Annotated in this window: 8 protein-coding genes; 5 read left to right on the plus strand and 3 right to left on the minus strand. The window is 47.6% G+C overall.

Annotated features, from left to right (window positions below; translation table 11 throughout):
- Nucleotides 1–298 precede the first annotated feature (298 nt).
- The 5 genes from AB7E53_RS12340 to lpxA all read left to right on the plus strand — a co-directional run bounded on the left by AB7E53_RS12340 (nucleotide 299) and on the right by lpxA (nucleotide 8058).
- Complete coding sequence (locus AB7E53_RS12340) at nucleotides 299–1249, plus strand: aldo/keto reductase (RefSeq protein WP_446775958.1); 951 nt, start codon at nucleotides 299–301, stop codon at nucleotides 1247–1249.
- A 217-nt stretch (nucleotides 1250–1466) separates the two neighbouring features.
- A complete protein-coding gene (locus AB7E53_RS12345) occupies nucleotides 1467–2660 on the plus strand; it encodes an efflux RND transporter periplasmic adaptor subunit (RefSeq protein ID WP_446775960.1) in 1194 nt (397 codons plus the stop codon).
- 26 nt (nucleotides 2661–2686) lie between these two features.
- Nucleotides 2687–5878, plus strand: coding sequence for an efflux RND transporter permease subunit (locus AB7E53_RS12350; RefSeq protein WP_446775962.1), 3192 nt, complete (start codon nucleotides 2687–2689; stop codon nucleotides 5876–5878).
- A 4-nt stretch (nucleotides 5879–5882) separates the two neighbouring features.
- The gene (locus tag AB7E53_RS12355; protein WP_446775964.1) at nucleotides 5883–7277 is read left to right on the plus strand and encodes a TolC family protein; all 1395 of its coding nucleotides are present in this window, start codon (nucleotides 5883–5885) and stop codon (nucleotides 7275–7277) included.
- Between the two features lie 7 nt (nucleotides 7278–7284).
- The gene (lpxA, locus tag AB7E53_RS12360; protein WP_350455910.1) at nucleotides 7285–8058 is read left to right on the plus strand and encodes an acyl-ACP--UDP-N-acetylglucosamine O-acyltransferase; all 774 of its coding nucleotides are present in this window, start codon (nucleotides 7285–7287) and stop codon (nucleotides 8056–8058) included.
- A gap of 127 nt (nucleotides 8059–8185) precedes the next feature.
- Here lpxA and AB7E53_RS12365 read toward each other — a convergent pair whose 3' ends face one another.
- The 3 genes from AB7E53_RS12365 to AB7E53_RS12375 all read right to left on the minus strand — a co-directional run bounded on the left by AB7E53_RS12365 (nucleotide 8186) and on the right by AB7E53_RS12375 (nucleotide 11757).
- Entirely contained in the window at nucleotides 8186–9028 is an 843-nt protein-coding gene (locus AB7E53_RS12365) for an HAD-IIA family hydrolase (RefSeq protein ID WP_446775968.1), read from the minus strand.
- A gap of 42 nt (nucleotides 9029–9070) precedes the next feature.
- A complete protein-coding gene (locus tag AB7E53_RS12370) occupies nucleotides 9071–10342 on the minus strand; it encodes an MFS transporter (protein ID WP_371689228.1) in 1272 nt (423 codons plus the stop codon).
- Between the two features lie 74 nt (nucleotides 10343–10416).
- Entirely contained in the window at nucleotides 10417–11757 is a 1341-nt protein-coding gene (locus AB7E53_RS12375; RefSeq protein ID WP_446775966.1) for a sn-glycerol-1-phosphate dehydrogenase, read from the minus strand.
- Nucleotides 11758–11836: the final 79 nt, after the last annotated feature.

The raw sequence follows: 11836 nt of genomic DNA on the forward strand, positions 1-11836 counted from the left end.
CCTGTACTCTTCGATTGCCAATGCATAAAGTTCGGATGCTTTCATTTGTTTCTTTTTTGAAAACAAAGGTAAAGGGGATCAAATGTGTTCACAAGATGGCATCGCGGAGACGCTTACACAGATGACATATAGATGATAGATGCAAAAAGGCATCTGTCAGCTTGTATCATCTTGTTTTACAGAGAAGTAGACCCTAAAAATGATAGATGACAGATAGTTTTTAAAAATTCAGAACCTAATGGCAGAGTATTTGGTTTTAAATTATATATTGCACTTTCAATCAATCAAATACGATCCTATGAAACGAAGAGAATTTATTCATGCCGCTGCTTTAGGTAGTTTGGCACTCAGCATTCCGCAGGTAAGGGCTTTCGGATCTACCTGGAGCAACAATTTCGAGCTTCCCAAACGGGTTTTAGGCAGAACGGGCGAGCGGGTTTCGACCATTGCTTTTGGGGGTATTATGTTGAATGATCATTCGCCGGAATTTGCTAAAGAAATTGTTTCAAAGGCAATAGAGTTGGGGGTTACCTATTTTGATGTGGCACCCAGTTACGGTAATGCCGAGGCAAAGTTGGGTCCGGCCCTCAAACCATACAGAAAGAATTGCTTCCTGGCTTGCAAAACACACGAAAGAGGCAGTGAGGGTGCGGAGAAAACATTGAACCAGTCGCTTACCTATCTTGAGACAGATTACTTCGACCTGTTTCAGCTGCATGCCATCACTACGCGCGATGATGTGGAGAAGGCTTTTGCTCCGGGCGGTGCCATGGAAGTGATCGAGAAGGCTAAACAGGATGGTAAGATACGTTATGTGGGTTTCTCGGCTCATTCGGTTGAAGCGGCTCTGCTTGCCATGGAGAAATATGATTTCGACACAGCTATGTTTCCCTTGAATTTCGCATGCTGGAACGCAGGCGATTTTGGTCCGCAGATTTATGAAAAAGCATTGTCGCGCAACATGGGTGTTATCGCACTGAAGGCTATGGCGCTTACGGCCAACAAACCCGGACAGGAAAAGTACGACAAAAATGTATGGTACCAGCCGGTAACCGACGAAGAGACCATGAAGCTGGCCTTGAAATTCACTCTTTCGAAGGAGATTGCTACAGCCATTCCTCCCGGAAAATCGACATTGTTTCTAAAAGCCATCGAATTTATGAAAGACTATAAGCCCATTACACCACATGAGTCTGAACAGCTGATGGCACTGGCTGCTCAAACGCCTCCATTATTTGCCAACAAATAGAGTTAAACATTCAATAAAGTGGCAGCTTTTATGTTAAAAACAGATTAAAATTCTATTTTTGACCACATTTTTTAGGATTATTTCACTATAAAACACAGAAAAGATTACATTTGGAACAGTATTTGCAATGTTTGGAACTAGAATCTTTATGAAATTAGTTCTTACTTTGTGAATCGAAAAGTAAAAATAAGAATACAACCAAACAATAGGTAGTTTTATGAGCAAAGAAAAAAGAAGATTGTTTACGGCATCCGTTTCGGTAGCCGCAGTATTGTTTTTGTGTTTATCACTCAATTCTTGCGGGAAGCAAGACCAGCAAAGAGGTCAGCAAATAAAAGAACTGGCTGTAATAACTCTATCGGGTGCGGATGTTGAACTTAGCAGTTCGTATCCGGCTGTAATTAAAGGAAAACAAGACATTGAAATCCGTCCGCAGGTATCGGGCTTTATCACCCGGCTGGCTGTAGATGAAGGTTCTGTCGTTAAAAAGGGACAGACCTTATTTATTATCGACCCTGTTCAGTACGAAGAGGCTGCCAATGCAGCCCGGGCATCGGTACAAGTGGCCAAGGCCAATGTTGCAACCGCCGAGCTTACTGCACAGAATAAGCGCGAACTGGCTAAGAATAACATTATCGGTGCGTACGAATTGCAGATGGCAGAGAATTCGCTGTTGTCCAGCAAAGCTGTATTGGCTCAGGCTAATGCCCAGCTTATCAGTGCCGAGAAGAATTTGTCGTACACCCGCGTATCCAGTCCGTCGGACGGCGTTGTGGGAAGTATTCCTTTCCGTGTAGGTAGTCTGGTTAGCCCAAGCATTGCCACTCCTCTTACCACGGTATCGGATATTTCGGAGATGTATGCCTATTTTTCGATGACCGAGCGTCAGTTGCTTGGCTATACCTCGACCGGTACTTCGTCTAAAGATATTCTGAATACGATGCCTGCTGTTAAGCTTAAACTGATTGACGGAAGCATATATGCCGATAGCGGAAAGGTTGAAACCATGAGTGGTGTGATTGATCAGGCAACCGGATCGGTAAGCATCCGTGCCAGATTCCCAAACAAGAACCATATCCTTCGAAGCGGCGGTACCGGAACTGTAGTGATTCCGGCAAAGATGGCCAACTGCATCGTTGTTCCGCAGAAGGCTACTTTCGAGATTCAGGACAAACGTTTTGTTTATGTGGTGGACGAACAGTCTACTGTTAAAAGTACTCCTATTGAAATATTCACTTTGGATGATGGTAAGAACTTCGTTGTTACTTCTGGTCTGAAGGCCGGCGATAAGATTGTTGTAGAAGGCATCTCTTCGCTTAAAGATGGTATGCAGATCAAAGCGGTAACTCCGGATCAGGCTGCCGCAAAAAATACCGGAGCTAATAGTCCTGCCCAGGGAGCTTCGAAATAAGGAAGTGAATACTAAAACAGAAAAATATGAAGTTAGATAGATTTATTAATCGCCCCGTACTCTCGACGGTTATCTCCATTTTTATCGTCATCCTGGGTATACTGGGGCTTGGGTCGCTGCCTGTTGAGCAGTACCCGGATATTGCCCCTCCTACTATTTCGGTAAGTACCTCTTATACGGGTGCCAATGCCCAGACTGTAATGAATAGTGTTATCACTCCTCTGGAGGAGTCGATCAACGGGGTGGAGAACATGATGTATATGACATCTTCTGCATCCAACGACGGGATGGCACAGATTCAGATTTATTTCAAGCAGGGAACCGACCCCGATATGGCGGCGGTAAACGTGCAGAATCGTGTATCGAAGGCTTTGGGTCTGCTGCCTGCCGAGGTTACCAAGGTGGGTGTTATTACGGCCAAACGGCAGACAAGTATGTTGATGGTGCTTTCGTTAAACAGTCCGGATAACAAATACGACCAGACGTTTATTCAGAATTATGCCAATATCAATGTTATCCCGCAGATTATGCGTGTACCCGGTGTTGGGGATGCAATGGCTCCGGGTGCTCGTACGTACACAATGCGTATCTGGCTGAAACCGGAGGTTATGGCGCAGTATAAGCTGATGCCTAATGATATAACGGCGGTTTTGGCCGAACAGAATATCGAGGCGGCTCCCGGACAGTTTGGAGAGAACGGCGGTCAGTCGTTTCAGTATATTATGAAGACTAAAGGTAGATTGCAGCAAACAGAAGAGTTTGAGAATATTGTGGTTAAAGCTACAGCCGACGGACAAGTTCTCAGACTGAAGGATGTTGCCCGTGTAGAACTGGGTGCCCAATCGTATACAGTGAACACCTACACCAACGGTCATCCGGCTACTGTTATGATTATCTTCCAGACGCCGGGTTCGAACGCTACGGAAATTATCGGTAATATTAAAAGCCTGATAAAAGATACCGAAAAGGAATTGCCCGAAGGATTGAAGTTTGATGTTCAGATGGACACAAGCGACTTCCTGTACGCTTCTATAAACAAGGTGTTAAGTACGTTGCTTGAGGCCTTTATCCTGGTGGTGCTGGTTGTATACATTTTCCTTCAGGACTTCCGTTCTACGCTTATTCCAACCATTGCAATTCCGGTTTCGCTGATCGGTACCTTCTTTATGTTGTACCTGTTTGGGTTTAGTGTGAACTTACTTACACTGAGTGCTCTCGTGCTGGCCATTGCGATTGTGGTCGATGATGCGATAGTCGTCGTCGAGGCGGTGCATGCCAAGCTGGACCAGGGATATAAGTCGGGTAAACAGGCTTCGCTGGATGCGATGAGCGAGATATCGGGTGCGATCCTTTCTATTTCGCTTGTGATGATGGCCGTATTTATCCCTGTAAGTTTTATGAGCGGAACATCCGGGGTATTCTATCGCCAGTTTGGTATAACCATGGCTGTGGCTATCGGCTTCTCTGCCTTGAATGCCTTGACGCTGAGTCCGGCTTTGTGTGCGATTTTCCTGAGTCCGAAACATGGTGAGGGTGAAAACGGCAAGCGTAAAAGCTTTATTGATCGTTTCCATATTGCGTTCAATACTTCGTATGATATGCTTCTGGGTAAATACAAAGGTGGTATCACCCGGATTATCAATCACCGCTGGCTTTCGATGGGTCTGGTTGTGGTAAGTATCGTTGCGCTTGTATTTTTTATGAAAACAACTCCTTCCGGAATGGTTCCGAATGAGGATACGGGTACATTTATGATGGCTGTAAACATGGCTCCGGGTACATCACTCGAACGTACCGAGGCTGCCATGGCCGAGGTGAATGAAATTCTGAAGGCTAATCCCCTGATCGATATCAGTACCCAGATTAGCGGATACGGACTTTTATCCGGTAGCGGTAGTTCGTATGGTACCTATTTCTGCCGACTCAAAAACTGGGACGAGCGTAAAGGTAAAGGGCAGGATGTTAACAGCGTTATCGGTATGTTGTATCAGCAAACGGCTAAGGTTAAGGATGCCCAGATATTTATATTTGCTCCGCCTATGATTACGGGTTATGGTGCGACCAGTGGTTTTGAGATGCACCTGGAAGATAAAACCGGGGGCGACCTGAATCAATTCTTCGGCATCACGCAGGAGTTTATGGGTAAACTGATGCAGCGTCCGGAGGTGGCGGTTGTACAAACTTCGTTCAATCCAACCTTCCCCCAGTACCTGGTTGATGTGGATGCTGCCAAATGTAAGCAGGCGGGCATCAGTCCGAGCACGGTGTTAACCACGCTTCAGGGATATTACGGTGGTATGTATGTGTCTAACTTCAACCGGTTTGGTAAGTTATATCGTGTATACATCCAGGCTGATCCGCAAGACCGTATTAACCCGGAATCGCTCAACAAGATATTTGTTCGTAACGGAGCCGAGATGGCGCCTATCTCTCAGTTTATGACGCTTACCAAAGTGTACGGACCTCAGGTTATCAACCGTTTCAATATGTACACATCCATTGGTCTGAATGGTGCCGCGGCTCCGGGATATACATCCGGACAGGCTATCAAGGCTATTGAAGAGGTGGCTGCCGAAACTTTGCCGGTTGGTTACAGCTACGAATTTTCGGGGATGACCCGCGAAGAGCATAGCACGGGTAGCGGAACTACAGCCATTGTGTTTGCATTGTGTCTTATATTCGTTTACCTGTTGCTGAGTGCCCAGTACGAAAGTTATATTTTGCCTTTGGTTGTTATTTTATCCATTCCGTTCGGTCTTGCGGGTAGCTTTGTTTTTGCTCAGCTGTTTGGATTGGAAAACAACATTTATATGCAGATTGCCTTGATCATGTTGATTGGTCTTCTGGCCAAGAATGCGATCCTGATTACGGAGTTCGCACTGCAGAGAAGGAAATCGGGTATGAGTATCAAGTGGTCGGCCGTATTAGGTGCCACCGCCCGTTTACGTCCTATTCTGATGACTTCGCTGGCCATGATTATCGGTCTGCTTCCGCTGATGTTCGCTTCGGGGGTTGGAGCAAACAGTAACAAGACGCTGGGTGCAGGTGCTGTAGGCGGTATGCTTATCGGTGTGATATTCCAGATATTTGTGGTACCCGGATTGTTTGTGGTATTTGAATACCTGCAGGAAAAGATCAAACCGATCGAGAAAACGGGTATGGATGTAGAAGAGGTTGTACCCGAATTGGCACAGTATAGTAATATTGATAAAGAATAACAGCATGAAAATACAAATCATAGGATGGATGTGTGCAACGGCTCTGCTGAGCAGTTGCCACATCTACAAATCATACGAACGGCCCGAAGTGCAAACCGCCGGGGTGTATCGCGATACGGTAAGTGTAAACGATACCCTGGTTTCTGATACGGCCAACTTTGGAAACCTTCCCTGGAAGGAAGTTTTCCGCGATGCCAGACTTCAGGCGCTGATTGAACAGGGGCTGGCAGAGAATATAAGTATGCAGACGGCTTTACTGCGTGTTGAACAGGCTAAGGCCGGATTGCTTGCGGCCCGTCTGGCTTTTGCTCCGTCGCTGACTCTTACACCCAATGCGTCTGTAAACAGTTTTGACGGCAGTAAGGCGATTCAGACTTATTCGTTACCTGCCAGTGCCAGTTGGGAGATTGACTTGTTTGGTAATTTGATGAATGGCGCGAAAGGGGCTAAAGCCGGGTTGCTTGAATCGGATGCATACCGCCAGGCTGTGCAGACGCAGGTTATCGCCAACATTGCCAACAGCTATTATACCTTGCTGATGCTTGACAAGCAGCTAGAAATTACAGAGAAGACAGCTACTACCTGGGGCGAGCAGGTAAGGGCTATGAAGGCGTTGAAGAACTTGGGTATGACCAACGAAGCTACCGTGGCTCAAAGTGAGGCTTATTACTATCAGGTACAGGCTTCGCTGCCGGAGATTCACCGTCAGATCCGCGAAACGGAAAATGCCCTTTCGCTGTTGCTGGGACAGACTCCGCAACGTATAGACCGTGCTACGCTGGAGGAACAGGAAATGCCGGACACTTTTTCGGCGGGTGTTCCTTTGCAGCTGTTATCGAACCGCCCGGATGTAAGGCAGGCCGAAATGGCTTTGGCCAGTGCCTATTATGCAACCAACCAGGCCCGTTCTGCCTTTTATCCAAAGATTACCTTGAGCGGATCGGCGGGGTGGACCAACAGTGCGGGAGGTATGATCGTAAATCCGGCCAAGTTCCTGGCTTCGGCTGTAGGTTCGCTTACACAACCGCTGTTTGCCAAGGGTCAGAATATTGCCCGTCTTAAAATATCCAAAGCTCAGCAGGAAGAGGCCCGTCTGGCTTTCGAACACAGCATCCTGAATGCCGGAACGGAGGTGAGCAACGCGTTGTTCAAGTACAAAGCGGCAGGCGAAAAGCGTACTCAGCGGGAGATGCAGATCCAATCGTTGCGTAGCGCAGTAGATAAAACCAAGCAGCTTATGCAGCTTAGTTCTACCAACTACCTGGAAGTGCTTACGGCGCAGCAATCGTTGCTGAACGCAGAACTTTCGGGTGTTAAGGATAGTTTTGATCAGATCCAGTCTGTAGTGAGCCTGTATCAGGCGCTTGGCGGTGGCAGAGGCGAAAGTAATTTTAAATAATCAGGATATGAATAATACAATTAGTCCACTGGCATTTGTCAGCCCCGATGCAAAACTAGGCGAGGGTGTTACCATTCATCCTTTTGCTTACGTTGATAAAGATGTTGTAATTGGAAACAACTGCACCATCATGCCTTATGCCAGTGTGTTAAGTGGTACCCGGATGGGAAATGGCAATCAGGTTTATCAGGGAGCTGTGCTGGGTGCCACTCCCCAGGATTTTACCTTTCATGGGGATGAATCATTTCTCGAAATAGGCAACGACAATGTTTTCCGCGAAGGGGTATTGGTAAGCCGGTCGTCGCATGCGGGAGGCAGAACAGTTATCGGAAACAAGAACTTCCTGATGGAAGGTGTGCACGTTTGTCACGACAGCCGTATTGCCGATCATTGTGTAATAGGTATCAAGACCTTGGTTTCGGGCAACTGCATCATCGACTCGCACGCTATTCTGAGTTCGATGGTAATCATGTTCCAGGATACACACGTTGGAGAATGGAGTATGGTTCGCGGTGGAGCCCGTTTTAAGAAGGATGTCCCTCCTTTTGTTGTAACCACTGCCAATCCCACCTCCTATTACGGTGTAAACGTGAAGGTGCTTGAATACAATAAATTTCCCGAAAAGGTTATAAAGCACATAGCCCATGCTTACGAAATTATTTACCATGCAAAGGTAAGTGTTACGGATGCATTGATTAGAGTGGAAGAAGAGGTGCCGATGAGTGATGAGATCCGTTCGTTGGTTAAATTTATCAGAAGCTCGGAAAAAGGTATCGTCTGATGTTTCTGAGTTTCTAAATGCAACTTCAGGCAAGAAGGTCCGGGCTGGTTTCAGCTCCGGACCTTTTTTATGTCCGCTTCCCTGCCGGACATCTTGTTTTAGTTTTGGACTACTTATGAGTGCTTTTCTACATGCGGGATGCTTCCAGCATGGATCCGAATTTGGAAAGATCGTCTACAATTACATCGGGTTTCAGCTCGGACTTCTCGGCATCCTCCAGGGTGCTCTCTCCCGAAAGGACCAAAACGCCCAATGTTCTGGCTTCGTATGCCATACGGATATCGGTGTAGATACGGTCGCCCACCATGGCAACCTCCCAGGGATTAAGGCGATGCTTTTGCAATATACCTTCCAGCATTCTGGGATCCGGCTTCCCAATTATCATATCGGGTTTGCGACCAGTTGCCTCTTCCAGACAAGAACATATTGCACCGCAGTCCACCAGAATATTGGGAGTGTCGGTGGGACAAACTTTGTCGGGGTTGGTTGCCAAATAGGGGATCTGCTTGGATATCCACCAGGCAGCCCTGCACAGACGGGAATATACAAGGGATTTGTCGAAACCCACAACAACCGCGTCGGGCTTATCGTCTGCACTGTCTGCCGTCAACTCGAAGCCTGCCGCCTCGAATTCGTCCATCATACTGGGTGTTCCCAATATAAACAGCCGTTTTATCTCCGGATAGTTGTTTTGCAGGTACTGGATGGTTGCCACTGCCGTTGTATACATTTCGTCTCTTTTAACTGGAATTCCCATCCCCTCGAGATGCAACAGGTAATCTGCTATGCTTTTAGACGGATTGTTGGTCAGGAAAGAATAGCCGATACCCAATTTATCCAGTTTCTCTAAAAACGAGATGGTAAAGGGAAACAGCGTGCTTCCGTTATAGATAGTTCCATCCATATCCAATGCTACGTGTTTGATGTTTTTTAAACGCTCGTGCAACTGAATGAATGAATTGATCTTCATTTTATGTATGTATCTGTTTATTGTAAATTCCATTGTTCTAAGTTATTTAGTTCCATATCCATCTGCTTTCGCATTCCAGGCAAGCATAAACACAAGTGTACCTGTAATACCTATCCCGATCAGCACGCTTATAGCCAGGCTCCATCCGTAGTTGGTAGCCAGATAACCTAGTCCCCATCCAGATACCAGTGTGCTTGCATAGCCGAACAATCCCGTAAACCCTCCGGCTGTTGCCGCAGCACGCTTGGTGGCCATATTAGCCGCTGCAATACCTACCAGAGCCTGCGGACCATAAATAAAGAATCCGGCAGCCATAAGGAGCAGTGAGGCAAGCCACATGGGCGGAGTATCCAGCAGCCAAAATAAAAAGATAAACAGGGTGGCAAATCCCATACAGAAAACGCAGACTCTTGGCGAACGGCCGCCAAAGAAACGGTCGGTTGCCCATCCGGCTGCCAGCATTCCTATTATACCTGATATTTCGAAAGCAGCCACCATCCATCCCGCATGTTCGATGGATACCCCCTTCCACTCACTAAGCAATGTTGGTCCCCAGTCAAGTACTACGTAGCGGATTACATAGACAAAGAAATTGGCTACGGCAATTACCCAGATGTAAGGATTCAGAAATACCTGCTTACGTACAAATGCCTTAAACTCGGCCGATGTATCCTCGTGTTCGGCCTCCTCTTTGGTAAGACCTTCGGGAACCAGTGCCGGCAGACCAACCGACTGCGGGGTATCTCTCATGGTAAACCACACACCTACCGCACCCAGCAGTGCGATAATGGAAGGTACGAAAAAGCACCACCTCCAACCCAGCGAGACCACATACCCGCATACGATTACAACCAACCCGGCCCCGATGGAGTGAGAGGTATTCCATACAGACATTTTGGTTGCCAGTTCTCTGGGCGGCACCCAATGGGTAAGCATCCTGGCACAGGGAGGAAATCCCATTCCCTGAAACCAGCCGTTCAGCATCCACACGATACCGAATACCAATACCGCCGAACTGAAGCCAAACACTACGTTACAAATGGCGGATAACACAAGTCCCGTTACCATAAAATAGCGTGCGTTCACCCTGTCGCCTATAAATCCATTGATAAATTTGGACAGACCGTATATTAATCCGTGCAGAGTTAGAAACAATCCCAGCTCGGTCTTGGTAATACCCAGGTCTGCTTGCATGGCAGGCATGGCTATGCTAAGGTTTTTACGTACAAAATAAAAAAGAGCATATCCGATCATCGTTGCTATGATGGTACGTGTTTGCCAATATTTAAAACGTTGTGATGTAGCTTGGTCCATGTGATTTAAATGATAATAAAGTTTGTTATTTGTCTGTCTCTTCTAAGGTTATATATGTTTTTTCATGCGGCCGGTTACTTTATTTCCCAGATTCCGTCTGCTCCGAAAAGCTGATCCAGCCAGGTATCCAGGTATCCTGTACGAACCGCCAGGTCGAGAACTGTGTACCTGCGGCGGATGTATTGAGCCCGGACAAAAGCTTCGCGTAATCGTGAACGCGAAAGCCCGATCTGTTCCGGTTCTACGGGTGCTCCCACCCGTTCGAGTCGCCGTCTCAGTTCGGATAACGGGAGAAGCTGACTGCGAAGGCGGCTTCTGATTTCTGCCCAATTGCTTTTCAGCAACTGGAGCTGTTCCCTCAGTTCGTCGGCCGGAATATACTTAGCTCCGGTTTCCTGTACTCCGATAAGCGGGAAGTCGGTTCCTTCGAAAAGCTTCAGGGCACGGGCATCCGACTCGTCTCTGTCCGGCCAAAGCCGGCAGGCTTTTTCAACATCCAGCTCACTTAGATCGGTCTGCAGTACCTGTTCGTAGAAAGCGGTTACTGCTATCGTTCCTATGCTGACCTGAAATCCATGGGATACATGTTCGCCGTGATTGAGGAAATGTTCCATATTCCACAGGTGACTGAACTGATGTTCTGCTCCGGAAGCCGGCCTGCTGGATTGAGTGGCCTGCATGGCGAAACCGCCAAGTATCAATCCTTCAATCAGTTTGCCGATAGCCTGTTCGCTCCCTGCCGCAATCCCTTCCGGATCCGACAAAGCACCGGGCAGTCCGTCTTGCACAACCGACCAAGCCCTTTTGTCTATCGCCTCCACCTGTAAGGCATCGGCCAGAATCCAGTCGGCACCCGCTGTTACTTTGGCAAACAGGTCGGCATAGCCGGAGGCCGTCATTTGCGGAGGAGCTTTCCGTATGATGTCGGTATCTGCCAGACAGGCCTGTGGAGCAGGACATCCGAATGTCTGCTTGGCTCCATCAGCCGTTATTGAAGCACCGAAGGCGGTGTAGCCATCCATGGAGGCAGCTGTTGCTACACACATATAGCGGCGGTCTGCCTGATAAGCTGATAATTTGGCAAGGTCGTTTATAGTACCCGATCCCACTGCCACCGGAATTGCTGTGTGGTTGCTTAAGGACGCGGTGAGCTGTTCGACAAATCCATATTCGGCATACAGGTCGTCGTTATCAAATATAAAGGGGGATTCCTGTATGATTCCTGCAGCAGAGAACAGCCGGCTTACCTTTTCGCCTAGCACCTGCCAGGTGGTTGTATCGGCTACGATTACAGCCGGCATTGCGGGAAACTGTTCCTTAAACAGATCGGCTACCCGGTCCGATACCCCGGCTCCTATCCAAAGTGCACGGGTATCGTTTGCTGCGGCAAGCGCTTTTTCTATGTTTGCATTCATCGCCTTACTTTGCTTGTGCTTTTAAAGCGTCGTTGACTTCTGTTGGGATATCCGATTCGATGATGTCCGGATGTGTGGC

The sequence above is a fragment of the Macellibacteroides sp. genome, assembly GCF_050251695.1.
GTDB classification, from domain to species: domain Bacteria; phylum Bacteroidota; class Bacteroidia; order Bacteroidales; family Tannerellaceae; genus Macellibacteroides; species Macellibacteroides fermentans.

Excerpts from the sequence above, each read along its gene's own strand:
- lpxA (WP_350455910.1), top strand. The coding sequence starts at position 7,285 with ATGAATAATACAATTAGTCCACTGGCATTTGTCAGCCCCGATGCAAAA.
- AB7E53_RS12340 (WP_446775958.1), top strand. The coding sequence starts at position 299 with ATGAAACGAAGAGAATTTATTCATGCCGCTGCTTTAGGTAGTTTGGCA.
- AB7E53_RS12350 (WP_446775962.1), top strand. The coding sequence starts at position 2,687 with ATGAAGTTAGATAGATTTATTAATCGCCCCGTACTCTCGACGGTTATC.
- AB7E53_RS12345 (WP_446775960.1), top strand. The coding sequence starts at position 1,467 with ATGAGCAAAGAAAAAAGAAGATTGTTTACGGCATCCGTTTCGGTAGCC.
- AB7E53_RS12355 (WP_446775964.1), top strand. The coding sequence starts at position 5,883 with ATGAAAATACAAATCATAGGATGGATGTGTGCAACGGCTCTGCTGAGC.
- AB7E53_RS12375 (WP_446775966.1), bottom strand. The coding sequence starts at position 11,757 with ATGAATGCAAACATAGAAAAAGCGCTTGCCGCAGCAAACGATACCCGT.
- AB7E53_RS12365 (WP_446775968.1), bottom strand. The coding sequence starts at position 9,028 with ATGAAGATCAATTCATTCATTCAGTTGCACGAGCGTTTAAAAAACATC.
- AB7E53_RS12370 (WP_371689228.1), bottom strand. The coding sequence starts at position 10,342 with ATGGACCAAGCTACATCACAACGTTTTAAATATTGGCAAACACGTACC.